The sequence below is a fragment of the Variovorax sp. LARHSF232 genome, assembly GCF_052871435.1.
Map to the genome: position 1 here is coordinate 1 of NZ_JBIXJS010000013.1, position 19,874 is coordinate 19,874.

Here is a 19,874-nt window from a genome sequence, read left to right on the forward strand (position 1 = left end):
ATTTGCGGCGCCAGCCTAGGCGCCGGCGAGGCCGTGTGGCTGGCCACACAACGAGCCGGCAACAACGGATGGCGCCGCAAATCGCCCCGGCCCGAAGGGTTGGGCCTGCAAGGGGGCGCATGCGTCGTTGCAACTGCTCGCCGGGTGTTCAACCCGGCTGCGCGTTACGCCTAGCCTGCACCCCCTTGCAGGCCCAACGCGGGCCCCGCTCTCTGCCGCGCAGGCTCCTAGGGCTGCGCCGCGCGCCTGTCGATCTTGCGGCTCAGCACCACCGAGGTCTGCGTCTTCTTGATGCCCTCGATCTGCCCCAGCTGATCGAGCAGCGCATCCAGCGCCTCGGGCGATTCGCAGCGCAGCTGCACCATGTAGTCGAACTCGCCACTGACGGCCCAGGCGCCCTCCACTTCCGGCATGCGCTCCAGCGCCCGGATGATGGCGCTGGCGCCCCGGGCGTTGACGCTCAGGGCGCAGAAGGCGCGCACGGCTGCGTGTTCCAGCCGCTGGCCCAGGCGCACGCCGTAGCCCGCCACCACGGCCTCGCGCTCGAGCCGGGCGATGCGGGCCACCACCGTGGTGCGGGCAATCTTCAAGTGCCGCGCCAGCTCGGCAGCCGGCGCGCGGGCATTGGCCTGCAGCAGGGCCAGCAGGCGGCGGTCCAGGTCGTCGAGCTTGTCCATGCGCTGCATTGTGCAAGCTGACGAAGCGTTTCGTCATTGCGACGAAATCGCATCTTGCTTCGACGTTCTGCACGCTTCCTTCTGCCAGCACCTGCTTCTAGAGTTCTTTTGCGCACTTCGACGGGTCTTCAAAAGGAGGAAAGCAATGGCCAACAACAAGATTCAACTCGACAACGTCCTGGTGCTGGGCGCCGGCAAGATCGGCAGCACGGTGGCAGACATGCTGGCGGCGCACGACCGGCTGCCGGTCACACTGGCGGACCAGTGGCTTGGCGGCCTGCAGCAAGACGATGCAAGCGACGCCCGCGTGCGCAAGATCGCCCTGGACGCCACCCGTTCCGACGATCTGTGCGCCGCCCTCACCGCGCACTCCGCCGTCATCAACTGCCTGCCCTTCTACCTGGCGCAATCCGTGGCGGCGCTGGCCGCCACTTGCGGCACGCACTACTTCGACCTGACCGAGGACGTGGCGGCAACGCAGGCGATCCGCCAAATGGCGGGCAATGCCAGTGCCGTGCTGATGCCGCAATGCGGCCTCGCGCCCGGCGTGATCGGCATGCTGGGCTGGCAGCTGGCCAGCCGCTTCGATCAGCTGTACGACCTGCGCCTGCGCGTCGGCGCCTTGACCCGCCATGCCACCAACAGCCTGCGCTACAACTTCACCTGGAGCATCGACGGCGTCATCAACGAGTACTGCAATCCGGCCGAGGCCATCGTCAATGGCGAGCGGGTGATGGTGCAGCCGCTGGAAGGGCACGAGACCTTCACCCTGGACGCCGAGGCCTTCGAGGCCTTCAACACCTCGGGCGGCCTGGGCACCCTGTGCGAAAGCCTGCAGGGCCGGGTGCGCAACCTGGACTACAAGTCGATCCGCTATCCCGGCCACCGCGAGGCGATGAACTTCCTCTTGCACGACCTGCGCCTCATCGAGCGGCGCGACCTTTTGCGCCAGGTGCTGGAGCACGCGGTGCCGCACAGCCGCGACGACGTGGTGATCGTCTTTGCGTCGGCCTCGGGCCTGCGCGCGGGCCGCTTCGAACAGGAAACGCGCCTGGCCCGCATCTTCGGCGGCAGCCTGCGCGGCAAGGCACGCACCGCCATCGAGCTCAGCACGGCCGCCGGCGTGGTCGGCGTGCTGGAGCTGCTGCAGCAAGGCAAGCTGCCGTCCAAGGGCTTCGTGCGCCAGGAGCAGGTGCCGCTCGCGGATTTTCTTGCCACCCGGGTCGGGCACCATTACAAGGAGCTGGCCGGCCTCGCGCCGGTCCAGGGCGAGCGCGAAGCTGCGCTGGCCTGACTTGACGCATTACCCTGGAGTTGCCATGACGACGACCGACCTGTCCCGTGTTCTGGAGCGCTGCGGCATTGGGGCCAGCGAATGCCAAGGCGGCAGCCTGCCGGTGCGCTCGCCCATCGACGGCGCAGAGATCGCGCGCATGACGACGACACCCGCCAATGCGATGGACGGGCTGCTCGCCAAGGCCAGCGCCGCATTCCGCCAATGGCGCGACGTGCCGGCCCCGGTGCGTGGCGAGCTGGTGCGCTTGTGGGGCGAAGAACTGCGCCGGGCCAAGCAGGACATCGGCCATGTCGTCTCGGTCGAGGTCGGCAAGATCGTGGAAGAAGGCCTGGGCGAGGTGCAGGAATGCATCGACATCTGCGACTTTGCGCTGGGCCTGTCGCGCCAGCTCCATGGCAAGACCATCGTGTCGGAGCGCCCGGGCCATCGCATGATGGAGCAATACCACCCTCTGGGGCCGGTGGCGATCATCACGGCCTTCAATTTCCCCAGCGCCGTGTTCGCCTGGAACGCCGCCTTGGCCCTGGTGTGCGGCGATCCGGTGATCTTCAAGCCTTCGGAGAAGGCGCCGCTCTCCGGCCTGGCCACCTTCCGGGCGCTGGAGCGCGCCATCGCCCGCTTCGGCGACAAGGCACCGGAGGGCCTGGCGCAGATCGTCATCGGCGGCACTGAACTGGCGCAGGCACTGGTGAAGAGCCCCAACGTCGCGCTGGTGTCCGCCACCGGCTCCACGCGCATGGGCCGCGCGGTCGGCCCCCAGGTGGCCGAGCGCTTCGGCCGGCGCATCCTGGAGCTGGGGGGCAACAACGCGATGATCGTGACGCCGGCGGCTGACCTCGACATGGCGCTGCGCGCCATCCTGTTCGGCGCGGTGGCCACGGCCGGCCAACGCTGCACCACCTTGCGCCGGCTGATCGTGCACCACTTGGTGAAAGACGCGCTGCTGCAGCGCCTGTTGAAAACCTACTCGGCCCTGCGCATCGGCAACCCGCTGGTGGCCGGCAACCTGGTGGGCCCGCTGATCGACGAGGCAGCCTGGCAGGCCATGCAGCGCGCCATGGCCGCGGCGCGCGAGCAAGGCGGCCAGCTGCTGACCGGCGGCGAACGCGTGCTGGCCGACAAATATCCGAACGCCTGGTACGTGCAGCCCGCCATTGTCGAGATGCCGGCGCAAACCGAGATCGTGCGCAGCGAGACCTTCGCGCCCTTGCTCTATGTGCTGGCCTACGACGACCTCGCGCGGGCCATCGAGATGCACAACGACGTGCCGCAGGGCCTGTCGTCCTGCATCTTCTCCAACGACATGCGCGAGGTGGAGCTGTTCCTGTCGGCCGCCGGCTCCGACTGCGGCATTGCCAACGTCAACATCGGCCCGAACGGCGCCGAGATCGGCGGTGCCTTCGGCGGCGAGAAGGAAACCGGCGGCGACCGCGAGAGCGGCTCCGACGCCTGGAAGCAGTACATGCGCCGCAGCACCAACACCATCAACTACTCGCGCGAGCTGCCGCTGGCGCAGGGCATCCACTTCGGCTGACGCCGCCTCGTTTCACGCGCGTCGCGCCTCCAGCGGCGTGACATGCAGGTACAGCGCCTGGCCGCCGCGCACGATGCGCAGCACGCACAGCTTGCCGATGCGCGATTCGTCCAGCAGCCGATGCAGATCGTCCACCGTGCGCGCCGGCGCGCCGTCGATGCCGACGATCAGGTCGTCGGCCTTCAGCCCCGCCATGGCCGCCGGCGAACCGGCCTGCACCTCGGACACGCGCACGCAGCTGTCTTGATCGTCCAGCCCCAGCACCCGCGCGGCCCGGCGCGACAGGGACACGGTGGAACCGGAAAGGCCGATGAAAGCCCGCCGCACCCGGCCATGGGCAAAGAGCTGCGTCACCACCCACTGGGCCGAGTTCACCGCCACCGCGAAGCAGATGGCCTGGGCGCCCGGAATGATCGCGGTGTTGACGCCGATCACCCGGCCCCGGCTGTCCAGCAGTGGACCGCCCGAGTTGCCCGGATTGAGCGCGGCATCGGTCTGGATCACGTTGTCGATCATGCGTCCCGCCACGGAGCGCAGCGAGCGGCCCAGGGCCGAGACGATGCCGCTGGTCACTGTGTGGTTGAAGCCCAGCGGGTTGCCGATGGCGATGGCGATCTGCCCCACCCGCAGGCGCGACGAGTCGCCGAGCAGCAGATGCGGCAAGGCCCGGCTGGCGCCGATGCGCAGCACTGCCAGGTCGGTGTCGGGGTCTTCGCCCAGCAGCTGCGCCTCGCTGCGCGTGCCGTCGGGCCGCAGCACCTCGAGCCGGGCGGCGCGGTGCACCACGTGGCTGTTGGTCAGCAGGTAGCCGTCGGGCGTGAAAAGAAAGCCGGAGCCGGTGCCGCTGCGCCCGCCCTTGCCGGGCGCGCCCTGGGCCGCAATGGCGACCACCGCGTCGCGCACCTGCTCCACCGTGCCGGCCACGGTTTCCGAGTAGGCGTCCAGCAACTCGTCGTCGCCGGGGGCGGCGTCGGGGTTGCCGGGAATGAGGGGACGGGCGCCCATGCCGCCGTAGTTGACGGCGCTACCGGCGTTTGCAAGGGGCAAGGGCGCCCTCGCTTGAGCTGCACCTCAAGCCAGCATTTGATCCACGATCAGCTTCCAATGCCCTTCATCCACCGGCGTGATCGACAGCCGGTTGCCCCGGCGCAGCACGATCATGTCGGCCAGCTCGGGGGCGGCGCGCATCTCCGGCAGTGACAACAGGCGCGTCTTGCGCAGCGCCTGCACGTCCAGCAGCAGCCAGCGCGGATGCTCGGGCTTCGAATCGGCGTCGTAGTAGGGCGACTCGGGGTCGAACTGGGTCGGGTCGGGCCGCGTGCCGGAGGCTACGCGGGCAATGCCGACGATGCCCGGCTGCGGGCAGCTCGAGTGATAGAACAGCACCCCGTCGCCGATCTGCATCTGCTTGGCCATGAAGTTGCGCGCCTGGTAGCCGCGCACGCCGGTCCAAGGCACGGTGGCGTTGGGCGCGGCCAGGGCGTCGTCGATGGAGACATCGTCGGGCTCGGATTTCATCAACCAGTATTGGGTCATGGTGTCGATCTCGCGGGTGAGGCCAGGGCGGGAAAGCGTAGCAGGGCTTGGTCCGCGATGCGCGGCGCCCTTGCCACCGGCTAAGATTGCCGCCCTTCGCCATGTTTGCAGCCGCCCGTCGACTCCGCACTACCCCCACGCCCCGCCCCATGGCGTGGCTGCTGTGGCTTGCGCTGCTGCTGCCGCTGGCGCAGACGGCCGCCAGCGTGCACGTCTACTCGCACACCGCGAGCGACCCAAGCAGCAGCAGGGCCGCCGCGGATGCGCACGGCAAGCACGCTTCGGGCATCCTGCATTGCGACCTGAGCCTCGCCGGCACCCTGCTGCACGGCGGCGCACTGCCTGGCCTGCCGCCGGGCCTCGATCTGCAGCATCTCCAACAGGCGGTGCCCCATGCCGCCTTCGATTCGCTCTGGGAAGCCGCGCCCGCGCTTGGCTACCAGGGCCGCGCCCCGCCCATCGCCCTGTCCTGACCGTTGTTCCCCGCGCCCGAACCGCACGCAATCCTTGGTGCGCGGGCGCGCATTTCCGACGTGCTTGCCAGGAGCGATCCATGCACAAAAAACTCATTCCCGCGGGCAGCCTTGCGCTCGCCCTCGCCTTTCCGGCCGGCGCACAGACCGCAACGGCCCCCTCTTCTTCCGATCTCGACGCGCTGCGAAAAGAAATCGGCTCCATGCGCGCCGACTACGAGTCGCGCATCCAGGCGCTGGAAAAGCGCGTGAAGGACGCCGAATCCGCGGCCGCCAAGGCGCAGTGGTCCGCCCCTCCAGCGGCGGCCGGCGCCACGGCCACCGCCGGCGCCACGGGCGCCGCACCCACCGGTGCAGTACCCGCCAGCCCGACCTTGGCCAGCGCCCCGGCCAGCCGCGGCGGCGGCAGCGCCGCCAGCTTCAACCCGGCCGTATCGATGATCCTGTCGGGCGCCTACGTCAACACCTCGCAGGACCCGGCCAACTACTTCATCAGCGGCTTCGCCCGCACCCCCGACGCCGAGCTCGGCCCCGGCTCGCGCAGCTTCAGCCTGGGTGAGACCGAGCTGACCTTCTCCGCCAGCATCGACCCCTACTTCCGCGGCGCCGCCACCCTGGCGGTGACGCCGGAGAACGAGGTCGAGGTGGAAGAAGCCTTTGTCGAAACCACGGCGCTGGGCAACGGCCTCACGCTCAAGGGCGGCCGCTTCTTCTCCAACCTCGGCTACCTCAACCCGCAGCATGCGCACGTGTGGGATTTCGTTGATGCACCGCTGTCTTACCAGGCGATCCTCGGCGGCCAGTACGGCAACGACGGCCTGCAGATGAAATGGGTGGCGCCGCTGGAGCAGTACCTGGAGCTTTCGGCCGAAGTCGGCCGCGGCGCCGGCTTCCCCGGCAGCGACAGCGGCAAGAACGGCAACGGCATGTACATGCTGGGCGCGCACACCGGCGGCGACATCGGCGCCAGCAACAGCTGGCGCGCCGGCGTCTCCTTCCTGGGCACCAAGGCCAGCCAGCAGGAACTGCTGATGGGTGACGCGACCGGCAGCGAGTTCGCCAACGCCTTCACCGGCAAGTCGCGCATCTGGGTGCTGGACGGCGTCTGGAAGTGGGCACCGAACGGCAACGCCTCGCGCACCAACTTCAAGTTGCAGGGCGAATACATGCGCGCCGAGCGCGATGGCGAGCTGGTCTACGACAACGCCGGCCTGGCCCTGCCCGGCGCCTACCGCGATGCGCAATCGGGCTGGTACCTGCAAGGCATCTACCAGTTCATGCCGCGCTGGCGCGTCGGCCTGCGCACCGAGCGGCTGGACCCGGGCTCGCCTTTCTTCGAAGGCGGCAGCGAGCTGGTGGCCAACACCGGCTACAACCCGAAGAAGAACTCCGTGCTGCTGGAATACGCGCCCAGCGAGTTCTCGCGCATCCGCTTGCAGTATGCGCGCGACGAGGCTCGCCAAGGCCTGCCCGACAACCAGATCTGGCTGCAATACCAGATGAGCCTGGGTGCCCATGGCGCGCACGGCTTCTGACATCCGCCGCAAGAAAGAGGATCGAACATGAAAAGCCTTCGCTCATCGCTCGCGGCCGTGCTGGCCGCGCCACTCTTGTCCGTGCTGCTCGCGGCGCCGGCCGATGCCGCCTTGCGCGTGTTTGCCTGCGAGCCCGAATGGGGCGCGCTGGCGCAGGAGCTGGGCGGCAAGAACGTCGAGGTGACCGTTGCCACCAGCGCCCTGCAGGACCCGCACCAGATCCAGGCCAAGCCCAGCCTGATCGCCCGCACCCGCAACGCCGACCTGCTGCTGTGCAACGGCGCCGAACTGGAAATCGGCTGGCTGCCCATGCTCCTGCAGCAGTCGGGCAATCCCAGGGTGCAGCCCGGCCAGCCCGGCAACTTCGCGGCAGCCGACTTCGTGCCCAAGCTGGAAGTGCCGACCCAGCTGGACCGCTCGCAAGGCGACGTGCACGCCGCCGGCAATCCGCACATCCAGACCGACCCGCGCAACATCGCCCGGGTGGCCGCGGCCCTGGGCCCGCGCCTGGCGCAGCTGGATGCGGCCAATGCCGCCGAGTACGCGCGCTTGCAAGCCGACTTCGACAAGCGCTGGCAGGAAGCCACGGCGCGCTGGACCGCCAAGGCAGCGCCCCTCAAGGGCGCCGCGGTGGTGTCGCAGCACAAAGGCTTTGCCTATCTGTACGACTGGCTGGGCCTGAAGGAGGTGGCGGTGCTGGAGCCCAAGCCGGGCATCGAGCCGACGGTGTCGCACCTGCAGTCGGTGCAGGCGGCGCTCAAGGGCAATCCGGCGCGCATGGTGGTCTACGCGGCCTACCAGGATCCACGCGCGTCTGAATGGCTCGCCAAGAACGCCAACCTGCCGGTGGTCAGGCTGCCCTTCACCGTAGGCGGCAGCGATGCCGCCAAGGACCTGTTCGGCCTGTTCGACGACACGGTGAACCGCCTGCTCGCGGCAGGAAGCAAGTAATGAACTGGCACGCCCTCGACCTCGGCATCCTCGCTCCAGCCCTGGTCGCGGGCCTGCTGGTGCTGGCCACCCACGTGCCGCTGGGCGCGCAGGTGCTGGACCGCGGCATCGTGTTCATCGACCTGGCCATCGCGCAGATCGCCGGGCTGGGCGTGATCGCGGCCGATGCCTTCGGCCTGCCACACGGCGGCGTTGCGGTGCAGCTGGCCGCAGTGAGCTCCGCCCTGGCCGGCGCCTGGCTGCTGACCTGGACCGAACGGCGCAACCCGCAGCAACAGGAAGCGCTGATCGGCGTGATGTTCATCCTGGCGGCCTGCGCCGGCATCCTGCTCCTGGCCAGCAATCCGCATGGCGGCGAGCATCTGAAAGACCTGCTGGTCGGCCAGATCTTGTGGGTGGACGGCACGCAGTTGCTGGGGCTGGGCGCCATCTCCGCCGTGCTGGTTCTGGCCATGTGGCTGGGCTGGGTGCAGCGGCTCGGGCGCTTCGGCTTCTATGGCGTCTTTGCCATTGCGGTGACGGCCTCGGTGCAGCTGGTGGGGGTGTACCTGGTGTTCTCCAGCCTGATCATTCCGGCGCTGGCCACCATCGGCCTGCCCCGCAGCGCGCGCCGCAACGCGCTGGCCTACGGCATCGGCGCCCTGGGCTACGCGCTCGGCCTGGCGCTGTCGGCGCTGCTGGATTTGCCTTCGGGCGCGGTGATCGTCTGGACCCTGGCCGCGTGCGCGCTGGCGGCCAGGCTGGCCCTGCCCGGCCTGCAGCCGCAAGCCGGCGGGCAACCCTGACGACTACTTCGGCGCCATCGTGGTCAGCACGGCCACGCTCATCGCTTCCACGCTGGTCTTGATCGACGGCTCGGGCACCGGCGCGAAGAAGGGCGAGTGATTGAAGGCGATGGGCTTGCCGCCCGGCTTGCGTGCGGCCGCCCAATCGTCCGGCGACACGGTGCCGACGAAGAACATCATGCCGGGCACGCCGGCGTTGAGGAACTCCGAGAAGTCCTCGCTGGCCGTAATGGGCGGCACCTGCACCACCTTGCCGTCGCCGAACGCGGCTTTCAGCGCGCTGGCCGTGCGGTTGACCACCGCCTCGTCGTTGACGATGGCCGCGCCGCCGGCGACCAGTTCCACCACGGGCTCCGGCGCGCCGCCCATGGCCGCGGCCGCATTGGCAGTGCGGCGGATGCCGGCCAGCAGTTTTTCGCGCACCTCGGGCTTGTAGGAACGGATGGTGCCGCGCAGCACCACCTGGTCCGGGATGATGTTGCCCACCGTGCCCCCCTGGATCGCGCCGACGGTGACCACGCCGAACTCAGCGGGATCCTTTTCGCGGCTCACGACCGCCTGCACGTCGGTGACGAAGCGCGCGGCGATGGTGATCGGGTCGATCGTCTTGTCCGGCGCCGAACCGTGGCCGCCGCGGCCCTTGAAGGTGATGTCCAGCGAATCCGAATTCGAGCTGGTCGGGCCGGCGCGATAGCCGATGGTGCCGTAGGGCGTGGCCGAAGTGTGGAGCGCGTAGGCGAAGTCGGGCTTGGGAAAGCGCTTGAACAGGCCGTCGTTGATCATGGCCTTGGCACCCGACACCGTTTCTTCGGCCGGCTGGGCGACAAACATCAAGGTGCCCTTCCACTGGTCCTTCATGGCCAGCAGGGTGCGCGCGGTGCCGACCCAGCTGGCCATGTGCACGTCGTGCCCGCAACTGTGGGCGACGAAAGTCTCGCGCCCGCCGAACTGGGCCTTGGCCTTGCTGGCGTACGGCAGGCCGGTCTTTTCTTCCATCGGCAGCGCATCGAGCTCGGTGCGCACCAGCACCGTGGGACCGGCGCCATTCTTGTAGATCGCCACCACGCCGGTGCCGCCCACCTTCTCGGTCACTTCGAAGCCCAGCTTGCGCATCTCCTCGGCCAGCTTGGCGGCGGTGCGCACTTCCTGGAAGGCCAACTCGGGATGCGCGTGCAGGTCCTTGTAGAGCGCCTCCAACGAGGGGTACATGCCGGCGACGATGGGCGAAATCTGCGCCTGCAGCGGCGAAGCGCCCTGGGCCATGGCAACGGCGGCGAAGGTGCCCCACACGGCGCTGGCGATGGCGCAGCGGCGAAATGAATCCAAAAGCATGCGAGAACTTCCTTCTTGTGACGATCGGATGAATGGAGACGACAAGGTAGCAGGCTCTGTGCCTACGCACTGTCACGTCGGGGCAGATGCGCGCGAGTGAGAATGCACCGCATGCTTCGCACCGCTGCTACCGACAAACCCCTCTTGCCGCCGAACCGTCCCGGTGGCCCCTTGCGCCACGCCTCCTTGCTGGCCCTGGCACTCCTGGCGGGCTGCGCTTCTGCGCCGAGCGTCGTGCCCGAGACGCCACCCGCATCCGCGCCTGCGCCCGCGCCCGGCGGCGCGCCCGACACCACCGTGGCGCCGCAGGGCTTCGCCGACTGGGTCGCGGACTTCCGCGCCCAGGCACGCGCGGCCGGCATCGGCGAGCCCACCCTGCGTGCCACGCTCGACGACGTGCAGTACCTGCCGCGCGTGGTGGAGCTCGATCGCGCGCAGCCCGAGTTCACGCGCCCGCCTTGGCAATACCTCGACAACACCGTGTCGCCCCAGCGGGTGGCGCAGGGCCAAGAGAAGCTGGCGCAGTTTCGCCCAGCGCTGGATGCCGCCACCGCGCGCTACGGCGTGCCTCCGGAAGTCGTCGTGGCCATCTGGGGCATGGAAAGCAACTACGGCGGCAACTACGGCAGCACGCCGACCATCAGCGCATTGGCGACGCTGGGCTTCGACCGCCGGCGTGAGGCCTGGGCGCGCAGCGAGCTGCTGGCCGCGCTGAAGATCGTCCAGGCCGGCGACATCGACCGCACGCACATGATCGGATCGTGGGCCGGCGCCATGGGCCAGACGCAGTTCATGCCCTCGGCCTTCCTGGCCAACGCCGTCGACGCAGACGCCGACGGCAAGCGCGACATCTGGGGCAGCATGCCCGACGTGATCGCGTCCACCGCCAACTACCTGGCCAAGGCCGGCTGGCAAGCCGGCCAGCCTTGGGGCACGGAAGTGCAACTGCCGGCCAGCGGCTTCGACTACGCGCGAGCCGATCCGGCGGTGCGGCAATCCGCGGCCCAATGGAATGCCGAAGGTGTGCGCAGCCTCGACGGACAGCCGCTGCCGCAGCACTTGGCCGATGCCTCGCTCCTGCTGCCCGCCGGCGCGCACGGGCCAGCCTTCCTGGTGGGGCCGAACTTTCGCGCCATCCTGCGCTACAACAACTCGACCAACTACGCGCTGGCGGTGAGCCTGCTGGCGCAGCGCCTGGCCGGAGGCCCTGGCGTGCAGGCGGCATGGCCGCGCGCGCTGTTGCCCTTGTCGCGCAGCCAGGTGACGGAACTGCAGGACAACCTCAACCAGCAGGGCTTCGCGGCCGGCACGCCGGATGGCGTGCTGGGCCCGGCCACGCGCGCCGCGCTGCGGCGATTCCAGCAGCAGCTCGGTCTGCCCGCCGACGGCTATCCGACGCTGGATTTGCTGACGCGCCTGCAGGCGCCTTGACGACGACGCTGCTTTGGCAGTTCACTCCTTGACCGATCCGGTCATGCCCGACACGTAGTACTCCACGAAGAAGGAGTAGACGAAAGCCACCGGCAGCGAGCCCAGCAACGCGCCCGCCATCAGCGGGCCCCAGTGGTAGACGTCGCCTTCCACCAGCTCGGTCACCACGCCCACCGGCACCGTCTTGCTCTCGGAGGACGAGACGAAGGTGAGCGCGTAGATGAACTCGTTCCACGACAGGGTGAAGGCGAAGATGCCGGCCGAGATGAGGCCAGGCACCGCCAGCGGCAGCACGATCTTCACCAGGATCTGCCAGCGAGAGGCGCCGTCGATCAGCGCGCACTCCTCCAGCTCGTACGGTATGGAGCGGAAGTAGCCCATCAAGAGCCAGGTCGAGAACGGGATGAGGAAGGTCGGGTAGGTCAGGATCAGAGCCATGCGGCTGTCGAACAGCCCCAGCTTCACCACGATGGCCGCCAGCGGAATGAACAGGATCGAGGGCGGCACCAGGTAGGCCAGGAAGATCGCGCCGCCGGCCGGCTTGGCGCCCTGGAAGCGCAGCCGCTCGATGGCGTAGGCGGCGAGCACCGAGAACACCAGCGACAGGCCGGTGGCCACCACCGACACCACCACCGTGTTCCATAGCCAGTTCGGGTACTCGGTGCGAAACAAGAGCTTCTCGAAATGCGCCAGCGTGGGGCCGATGATCCAGAACGGGTTGCCGTCGCGCGACAGCAGCTCGTTGTCCGGCTTGAAGGACGTGATCGCCATCCAGTAGAAGGGAAAGAGCAGCACGAAGACGAAGCACAGGATCGGGATGTAGACCGTCACCCAGCGCCGCGGCATGGAGGTGAGAAAGTCCATGCCGTGCGCAACGTCCTTGTTCTTTCCCTCTGCGCTGCTCATTTGTCGCTCCCTTGCTGCCAGGCCCGGCGCTGCAAGCCGAAGTAGCTGAACATGATGGCGGCCAGCAGGAAAGGCACCATCAGCGTGGCAATGGCCGCGCCCTCGGCCAGCGCACCACCCGAGATGGCGCGCTGGAAGGCCAGCGTCGCCATCAGGTGCGTGGCATTGAGCGGGCCGCCGCGCGTGAGCACGTAGATCAGTTGGAAGTCGGTGAAGGTGAAGAGCACCGAGAAGGTCATCACCACCGCGATGATCGGCGTGAGCAGCGGCAGGGTGATGTGGCGGAATTGCTGCCAGGGCGTCGCGCCGTCGATGGCCGAGGCCTCGTAGTACGAAGGCGAAATGGTCTGCAGACCGGCCAGGAGCGAGATCGCCACGAAGGGAATGCCGCGCCATACGTTGGCGATGATGGTGGAGAAGCGCGCGTTCCAGGGGTCGCCCAGGAAGTCGATGTAATGGTCCATCAGGCCCAGCTTCACCAGCACCCAGCTGATGATGGAGAACTGCGCATCGAAGATCCACCAGAAGGCGATGGCCGAGAGCGCGGTGGGCACGATCCAGGGCAGCAGCACCACCGCGCGAAAGAAGCTCTGGAAGGGCAGGCGCTTGTTCAAGAGCAGCGCCAGCCACAGCCCCAGGCCGAACTTCACCACGCTGGCGATCACCGTGTAGAAGATGGTGTTGAACAGGGCCAGCTGGGTGACGCTGTCGGTCACCAGAAAGCTGAAGTTGTCCAACCCCAGCCACTCGCCGTCGCGGCCGATCTTCGCGTCGGTGAATCCCAGCCAGGTGCCCAGGCCCAGCGGGTAGGTCAGGAACACCAGCAGCAGCACCGCTGCGGGCAGCATGAAGGCCCACCCCAGCGCGTGGCGGTTGTTCTGAAACTTCTCGAGGGCCGTCATGTGTGCTCGATCAGACTTTGTAGTAACGCTCGGCGCGCTTTTGCGCGCGCTCCATCGCTTCCTTCGGCGTCTTCGAACCGCTGATCGCCTCAGCCACCATGTTGGCCACGATGAAGTCGGCGCCGGCGCCGGCCGAGGCGTAGCCCAGCCGCCCCTCGTAGCCGGTGGGCCGCATGTTCTTCACGCAGTCGCGGTAGGGCATGTGCTTGGGGTCCGAAGTCCAGACCGAGGACGACTCGTAGGCTGCCAGCGGTTGCGCGATGTAGCCGCCCGCGCCGATCAGCCAGTTGTCGAACTGCTCGCGCTCCATCATGAAGCGCAGGAACTCCTTGGCCGCCTGCGGGTACTTGGTGTACTTCATGACCATCTGGTTGAAGAACAGGTGCGACTCGGTGGGCACGCCCGCCGGCCCGATCGGGTAGGTTGCGTGCTGGATGTCGGCCGCCATTTCCTTCACTTTGGGATCGGTCGAGTTCTTGGCCGCGTAGTAGATCGAGATGCCGTTGTTGGTCACCGAGATCTGGCCGTCCAGGAAGGCCTTGTTGTTGTTCGGATCCAGCCACGACAAGGTGCCGGGAATGAAGTTGGGATACAGCTCCTTGCCGTACTCCAGCGCCTTCAAGGTCTCGGGGCTGTCGATGACCACCTTGTTGTTCTTGTCCACCAGCTTGCCACCGTGCGACCATAGGAGCCAGTTGGTCCACAGGCTGTCGCCGGTGGCATTGCCAAGCGCGTAGCCGCCGGGCGTGCCCTTCTCCTTCAAGGCCTTGTGCAGCGCCAGGAAGCCGGCCGTGTCCTTGGGAAAGGTGTCGAAGCCGGCCGCCTTCACCATGCTCTGGCGGTACACGATCATCGAGCCGGCCGCGCCCAGGCCCAGGCCCAGCCACTTCTTGCCGTCCGGCCGCAGGTACTGGTGCACCGCCGGGTACCAGCCGCCGTACTTCTTGCCCAGGTACTCGGCCAGGTCGGTCACGTCGAGCAGCTTGTCGGGGTAGAGGTTGGCGTCGTCGTTGGTCGACAAGATGATGTCGGGGCCGGCCCCGGTGTTGGCCGCCACCGCCGCCTTGGGCCGCACGTCCTCCCAGCCTTCGTTGTCCACCCGCACCTCGACCCCGGTCGCCTCCTGGAACTTCTTGACGTTGGCCATGTAGGCGTCGATGTCGCCCTGCACGAAGCGGCTCCAGCGCAGCACGCGCAGCTTGGCGCCCTTCTCCGGCTTGAACGTCATGGCCTGGGCCTGCGCGGAAGCCGAGAACAGCGCGCTGCCGGCACCGAGCGATGCGGCGGCGGCAACGCCGGCCGAGCCTTCCAGAAACTTGCGGCGATTGAACTCATTCATTCGTATGTCTCCTGTTTTAGAAAAGCGGGACCGATGGAACAGGACTCAGGACACCAGCCGCTTGCCGGTGCCTGCGTCGAAAAGATGGGCGCGCTGCAGATCGGGCTGCAGATGAATGGTGCTGCCAGGCGTGAAGTCGTGGCGCTCGCGAAACACCGCCGACAACTCGGTGCCGTGGTGACGGCAGGCAACGAAGGTGTCCATGCCGGTCGGCTCCATCACCGCCACTTCGGCGGCGATGCCGCCACCGCTGCCGTTGACCAGGATGAGGTGCTCCGGCCGGGTGCCATAGATCACCGGCTGGCCATCGACGCCGCCGGCGTGCAGTGGCACGGCCAGTTGCGTGCCGTCCTTCAACTCCACCTTGGCCGCCCCGCCGCTGACACGCAGGGTGCCCGGCAGGAAGTTCATGGCTGGCGAGCCGATGAAGCCGGCCACGAACTGGTTGGCCGGCTGGTCGTACAGCTCCAGCGGGTTGCCGGTCTGCTCGATCCGGCCGTCGCGCATCACCACGATCTTGTCGCCCATGGTCATGGCCTCGATCTGATCGTGCGTGACGTAGATCGAAGTGGTCTTCAGCCGCTGGTGCAGCTCCTTGATCTCGCTGCGCATGGCCACGCGCAACTTGGCGTCGAGGTTGGACAGCGGCTCGTCGAACAGGAAGACCTGCGGGTCGCGCACGATGGCCCGCCCCATGGCCACCCGCTGGCGTTGTCCGCCGGAGAGCTGGCGCGGATAGCGCTCGAGCAGCGGCGTCAGCGCCAGGATCTCAGCCGCCCGCTTGACCTTGGATTCGATGGTGGCCTTGTCGGCCTTGGCCAGCGCCAGCGCAAAAGCCATGTTGTCGCGCACCGTCATGTGCGGATACAGGGCGTAGTTCTGGAACACCATGGCGATGTCGCGCTCCTTGGGCGGTAGATCGTTGACGCGCCGATCGCCGATGAGGATCTCGCCGCCGTTGATTTCTTCCAGCCCCGCGATCATGCGCAGCAGGGTGGACTTGCCGCAGCCCGAGGGACCGACCAGCACGGTGAACGATCCGTCGCGGATGTCGATATCCACGCCATGCAGCACCGCGACATCGCCGAAGTTCTTCTTGACTGACCGGATCGTGACACTCGCCATGCAACGCAATCCTGTGGGTTCGAGGACAAGGGAAGGAGCGCGGGGCCAACGACAAGGCCAGACCCCGCATTCGCAGCGGCGCAGTATCGGCAACGCATCGGCGTGTCGCCATCAGGGCAAACCAATACGTGTGAACCCTGAGAAAATTTGTATGATGACCTGATAACCGTGCTGCACGCTTCCAAATCCGCGCCCCCCACCCGACCGGCCGAACCTCTGCGGCTGCCGGCCGACCGCCTGTCGGACCGGCTGGCGCTTCGGCTGGCGACGCTGATCGAATCGGGCACCCTGGCCCCAGGCGACCGCCTGCCCACCGAGCAGCAGCTGGCCAGCGCGCACGGCGTGTCGCGCACCGTGGTGCGCGAAGCGGTGCACCAGCTCAAGTCCAGGGCCCTGGTGGCCTCGCGCCAGGGCTCAGGCGTGTTCGTCGCGCCCACGCCGCACAACTTGCCACTGGCCTTCGATCCGCGCGTGCTCGAATCGGTCGATGCGGTGGTGCACGTGGTGGAAGTGCGCCGCGTGCTGGAGGGCGAGATTGCCGCGCTGGCCGCCGAACGCGCCACCCGCGCCCAGGTCGCCACCATGCGCCGCACGCTCAAGGCCATCGACAAGGCGGTGGCCGAAGGCCGCGACGGCGTGGCGGAAGACCTGGCCTTTCACAATGCCATCGGCGAAGCCACCGGCAACCCGCAGTTCAGGCTGCTGCTCGCCTTCCTGGAGCAGTACCTGCGCGAGGCCATGCGCATCACCCGCGGCAACGAGGCCAGGCGCCAGGACTTCATGGAAGAAGTGCAGCGCGAGCATCGCGCCATCGTCGACGCCATCGCCGCACACGATCCGGCGGCGGCGCGCCAGCGCGCACTGCAGCACCTGGCTCGCGGCCGGCAGCGCCTGGTCGAAGGCGGCGTGCTGAGCGCCCCACGGCCGCGCCGCCCGCGGCCGGCCCCCATCAAGACAAGCAAGGAGAAGCAACGATGAAACTACTGATCACCGGAGGCGGCGGCTTCCTCGGTGCGCGGCTGGCGCGCACCCTGCTGGCGCGCGGCGAACTGGCCGGCCAGCGCATCGAGCGCATGGTGCTGACCGACATCGCACCGCCGCCCAGCGACCTGCTGGCCGACAAGCGCGTCGAGGCGCGCACCGGCCCGCTGCTCGGCCAGACCGAGGCGCTCAAGAGCGAGGCCTTCGACGGCGTGTTCCACTTGGCCTCCGCCGTCTCGGGCGAATGCGAGGCCGACTTCCAGCTGGGCATGAGCTCCAACCTCGACAGCACCCGCGCGCTGCTCGATGCGCTGCGCGCCCGGGTCGACGCCGGCGGCATGCCGACTCGCCTGGTGTTCTCCAGCTCGATCGCCGTGTTCGGGCCGGATCCGGGCGTGCCCTTTCCGGGCATCGTGGCGGACGACACCCTGCCCACGCCGCAAACCTCCTACGGCACGCAAAAGCTCATCTGCGAACACCTGCTGTCCGACTACACCCGCAAGGGCTACGTCGACGGCCGCGCCGCCCGCCTGATGACGGTGACGGTGCGCCCCGGCCGGCCCAATGGCGCGGCGTCCTCCTTCTTCAGCGGCATCATCCGCGAGCCGCTGGCCGGGGTCGAAGCCATCTGCCCGGTGTCGCCCGATGTCTCGCACCCCGTGTCCTCGCCCGCCCGCACCGTCGAGGGCCTGATCGCCGTGTACGAGGCGAGCCGGGACGCTTTTTGCGGACGCACCGCGCTCAACCTGCCGGGGCTCAACGTGCGCGTATCCGACATGCTCGACGCGCTGGAAGAAGTGGCCGGATCGGCCGTGCGCGCACGCGTGCGCTTCGAGCGCGACGAGCGCATTGCCGGCATCGTGGCCAACTGGCCCTCGGGTGCAAAGGCGGCGCGGGCGGCAAGGCTGGGGCTTCATCCGCACGAGAACTTCGGCGAGATCATTCGCCAATACATCGACGACTGCCGCGCCGCACCCAACGCCGACCCAACCCTGAAGGGACTTGCCTGATGCCGATCGCCGAACACCAAGCCGCCCCCAAGGGCAAGAAGAACAAGAAGAACGCCGGCGGCAAGAGCAGGCTCAAGCTGCGCTCCCAGGCCTGGTTCGACAACCCCGCCAACGCCGACATGACGGCGCTCTACATCGAGCGCACCATGAATTTCGGCCTGGGCCTGGCAGAGCTGCAGTCGGGCCGGCCGATCATCGGCATCGCGCAGACCGGCTCGGACATCGCGCCCTGCAATCGGCACCACCTGGTGTTGGCCGAACGTGTGCGCGAAGGCATCCGCGACGCCGGCGGCATCGCCTTCGAGTTTCCGATCCACCCGATCCAGGAAACCTGCAAGCGCCCCACCGCCTCGCTGGACCGCAACCTGCAATACCTGTCGCTGGTCGAGATCCTGTATGGCTACCCGATCGACGGCGTGGTGCTCACCACCGGCTGCGACAAGACCACGCCGGCGCAGCTGATGGCCGCGGCCACGGTGGATCTGCCGGCCATTGCGCTGAATAGCGGCCCCATGCTCAACGGCTGGCACGAAGGCCAGCGCACCGGCTCGGGCACCATCGTCTGGCGCGCGCGCGAGATGATGGCCGCCGGCGAGATCGGCTACGAAGGCTTCCTGAAGCTGGTGGCGTCTTCGGCGCCATCGACGGGCCACTGCAACACCATGGGCACGGCCTCCACCATGAACGCGCTGGCCGAGGCCCTGGGCATGACCCTGCCCGGCAGCGCCGCCATCCCGGCGCCCTACCGCGACCGCCAGGAGATGGCCTACATGACCGGCAAGCGCATCGTCGAAATGGTGCGCGAGGATCTCAAGCCCTCCCAGATCCTGACCCGCGAAGCCTTCGAGAACGCGATCGTCGTGAACTCGGCCATCGGCGGCTCGACCAACGCGCCGATCCACCTCAACGCCATCGCCCGCCACATCGGCGTGAAGCTGGACAACGACGACTGGGAGAAGCACGGCTACAAGGTGCCGCTGCTGGTCAACCTGCAACCGGCCGGCGAGTACCTGGGCGAGGACTACTACCGCGCCGGCGGCCTGCCGGCGGTGGTGGCCGAGCTGATCGCCAAGGGCAAGATCCAGCCGGCACTCACCGCCAACGGCAAGACCCTGATCGAAAACTGCGAAGGCCACTTCGCCAGCGACCGCAAGGTCATCTGGCCCTATGCCAAGCCGATGAAGAAGGACGCGGGCTTCCTCAACTTCAAGGGCAATTTGTTCGACTCGGCAATCATGAAGACCAGCGTGATCTCGCCCGATTTCCGGCAGCGCTACCTGGAGAACCCGAAGGACCCGATGGCCTTCGAAGGCCGCGCCGTCGTGTTCGACGGGCCGGAGGACTACCACGCACGCATCGACGACCCCAAGCTGAAGATCGACGAGCACTGCGTGCTGTTCATGCGCGGTGTCGGCCCGATCGGCTACCCGGGCGCAGCCGAGGTGGTGAACATGCGCCCGCCGGCCTACCTGCTGAAGAAGGGCATCATGGCCCTGCCCTGCATCGGCGACGGCCGCCAATCGGGCACCTCGGGCTCGCCCTCGATCCTCAACGCCTCGCCCGAAGCCGCCACCGGCGGCGGCTTGGCGCTGCTCAAGACCGGCGACCGGGTGCGCATCGACCTGAAAAAGCGCAGCGCCAACATGCTGGTGCCGGAGGACGAACTCGCCAAGCGCCGCGCCAAGCTCGAAGCCGCCGGCGGCTACCCCTATCCGGACAGCCAGACGCCCTGGCAGGAGATCCAGCGCGCCGTGGTGGACGAGCTGTCGCACGGCATGGTGCTGAAGCCGGCGGTGAAGTACCAGCGCATTCATGCGACCAAGGGCTTGCCGCGGGACAACCACTGAAAAGGGCCTGCCGGGCGCAATGCCCGGCAGGTGGGGAGCACGCGCCCGAACGGGTGAAACCCCTAAAACGTGCGTTAAACGATCGCCCTGTGACGTCTATCGAACAACGCGCCAGCGTTGTGGCTGTGCGATCGACTGGGTAACCCATAAAGTTCAGGCCGCTTCACGCCTCAAGTGCGATCAACGCACAGGAGGCCAACAACAAGGAGACAA

At 68.0% G+C, this 19,874-nt stretch carries 18 protein-coding genes; 10 read left to right on the plus strand and 8 right to left on the minus strand.

Annotation, left to right across the window (positions count from 1 at the left end; genetic code table 11):
- Nucleotides 1-227 precede the first annotated feature (227 nt).
- Nucleotides 228-677: an Lrp/AsnC family transcriptional regulator gene (locus ACIPRI_RS23920; protein WP_446623997.1), complete on the minus strand. Its 450-nt coding sequence runs from the start codon at nt 675-677 to the stop codon at nt 228-230.
- 145 nt (nt 678-822) lie between these two features.
- Between ACIPRI_RS23920 and ACIPRI_RS23925 the strand changes: the two genes are divergently transcribed.
- Entirely contained in the window at nt 823-1,971 is a 1,149-nt protein-coding gene (locus ACIPRI_RS23925; protein ID WP_446623998.1) for a saccharopine dehydrogenase family protein, read from the plus strand.
- Between the two features lie 25 nt (nt 1,972-1,996).
- Nucleotides 1,997-3,508, plus strand: a complete 1,512-nt coding sequence (gene amaB, locus ACIPRI_RS23930) for an L-piperidine-6-carboxylate dehydrogenase (RefSeq protein WP_446623999.1) — start codon at nt 1,997-1,999, stop codon at nt 3,506-3,508.
- Between the two features lie 12 nt (nt 3,509-3,520).
- Here amaB and ACIPRI_RS23935 read toward each other — a convergent pair whose 3' ends face one another.
- Together ACIPRI_RS23935 and ACIPRI_RS23940 are read right to left on the minus strand one after the other, a co-directional pair.
- Complete coding sequence (locus tag ACIPRI_RS23935; protein WP_446624115.1) at nt 3,521-4,513, minus strand: S1C family serine protease; 993 nt, start codon at nt 4,511-4,513, stop codon at nt 3,521-3,523.
- A 66-nt stretch (nt 4,514-4,579) separates the two neighbouring features.
- Nucleotides 4,580-5,044 (minus strand): EVE domain-containing protein, encoded by a 465-nt coding sequence (locus ACIPRI_RS23940; RefSeq protein WP_446624000.1) that lies wholly within the window; start codon nt 5,042-5,044, stop codon nt 4,580-4,582.
- Between the two features lie 149 nt (nt 5,045-5,193).
- On the opposite strand from ACIPRI_RS23940, the gene ACIPRI_RS23945 reads away from it, so the two are divergent.
- From ACIPRI_RS23945 to ACIPRI_RS23960, 4 genes are all read left to right on the plus strand, one after another.
- Nucleotides 5,194-5,517 (plus strand): hypothetical protein, encoded by a 324-nt coding sequence (locus ACIPRI_RS23945; RefSeq protein WP_446624001.1) that lies wholly within the window; start codon nt 5,194-5,196, stop codon nt 5,515-5,517.
- A gap of 80 nt (nt 5,518-5,597) precedes the next feature.
- Nucleotides 5,598-7,052 (plus strand): hypothetical protein, encoded by a 1,455-nt coding sequence (locus tag ACIPRI_RS23950; protein ID WP_446624002.1) that lies wholly within the window; start codon nt 5,598-5,600, stop codon nt 7,050-7,052.
- 27 nt (nt 7,053-7,079) lie between these two features.
- On the plus strand, nt 7,080-8,003 hold the full coding sequence (locus ACIPRI_RS23955; protein WP_446624003.1) for a metal ABC transporter substrate-binding protein: 924 nt from the start codon (nt 7,080-7,082) through the stop codon (nt 8,001-8,003).
- Nucleotides 8,003-8,788, plus strand: coding sequence for a metal ABC transporter permease (locus ACIPRI_RS23960; RefSeq protein ID WP_446624004.1), 786 nt, complete (start codon nt 8,003-8,005; stop codon nt 8,786-8,788). The genes ACIPRI_RS23955 and ACIPRI_RS23960 overlap by 1 nt, the downstream gene beginning before the upstream one ends.
- A gap of 3 nt (nt 8,789-8,791) precedes the next feature.
- Here the strand turns inward: ACIPRI_RS23960 and ACIPRI_RS23965 are convergent, their stop codons facing one another.
- Nucleotides 8,792-10,120, minus strand: coding sequence for an amidohydrolase (locus tag ACIPRI_RS23965; RefSeq protein ID WP_446624005.1), 1,329 nt, complete (start codon nt 10,118-10,120; stop codon nt 8,792-8,794).
- A gap of 111 nt (nt 10,121-10,231) precedes the next feature.
- Here ACIPRI_RS23965 and ACIPRI_RS23970 point away from each other — a divergent pair, with 111 nt between their 5' ends.
- A complete protein-coding gene (locus tag ACIPRI_RS23970; protein ID WP_446624006.1) occupies nt 10,232-11,551 on the plus strand; it encodes a lytic murein transglycosylase in 1,320 nt (439 codons plus the stop codon).
- Nucleotides 11,552-11,572: 21 nt separating this feature from the next.
- Here ACIPRI_RS23970 and ACIPRI_RS23975 read toward each other — a convergent pair whose 3' ends face one another.
- The 4 genes from ACIPRI_RS23975 to ACIPRI_RS23990 are packed head-to-tail and all read right to left on the minus strand — an operon-like array spanning nt 11,573 to nt 15,823.
- On the minus strand, nt 11,573-12,415 hold the full coding sequence (locus tag ACIPRI_RS23975) for a carbohydrate ABC transporter permease (protein ID WP_446624116.1): 843 nt from the start codon (nt 12,413-12,415) through the stop codon (nt 11,573-11,575).
- Between the two features lie 38 nt (nt 12,416-12,453).
- Nucleotides 12,454-13,359, minus strand: a complete 906-nt coding sequence (locus tag ACIPRI_RS23980) for a carbohydrate ABC transporter permease (RefSeq protein ID WP_446624007.1) — start codon at nt 13,357-13,359, stop codon at nt 12,454-12,456.
- Between the two features lie 10 nt (nt 13,360-13,369).
- Nucleotides 13,370-14,698 carry an ABC transporter substrate-binding protein gene (locus ACIPRI_RS23985; RefSeq protein WP_446624008.1) on the minus strand — a complete coding sequence of 443 codons (1,329 nt, stop codon included), beginning with the start codon at nt 14,696-14,698 and terminating at the stop codon, nt 13,370-13,372.
- A gap of 45 nt (nt 14,699-14,743) precedes the next feature.
- A complete protein-coding gene (locus ACIPRI_RS23990; RefSeq protein WP_446624009.1) occupies nt 14,744-15,823 on the minus strand; it encodes an ABC transporter ATP-binding protein in 1,080 nt (359 codons plus the stop codon).
- A gap of 168 nt (nt 15,824-15,991) precedes the next feature.
- Here ACIPRI_RS23990 and ACIPRI_RS23995 point away from each other — a divergent pair, with 168 nt between their 5' ends.
- Genes ACIPRI_RS23995 through ACIPRI_RS24005 form a run of 3 tightly spaced genes read left to right on the plus strand, consistent with a single transcriptional unit; the run spans nt 15,992 to nt 19,661 of the window.
- The gene (locus ACIPRI_RS23995) at nt 15,992-16,801 is read left to right on the plus strand and encodes a FadR/GntR family transcriptional regulator (RefSeq protein ID WP_446624010.1); all 810 of its coding nucleotides are present in this window, start codon (nt 15,992-15,994) and stop codon (nt 16,799-16,801) included.
- Entirely contained in the window at nt 16,798-17,814 is a 1,017-nt protein-coding gene (gene denD, locus ACIPRI_RS24000; RefSeq protein ID WP_446624011.1) for a D-erythronate dehydrogenase, read from the plus strand. The genes ACIPRI_RS23995 and denD overlap by 4 nt, the downstream gene beginning before the upstream one ends.
- A complete protein-coding gene (locus tag ACIPRI_RS24005; protein ID WP_446624012.1) occupies nt 17,814-19,661 on the plus strand; it encodes an IlvD/Edd family dehydratase in 1,848 nt (615 codons plus the stop codon). Before denD ends, ACIPRI_RS24005 begins: the two co-directional genes overlap by 1 nt.
- Nucleotides 19,662-19,874 lie beyond the last annotated feature (213 nt).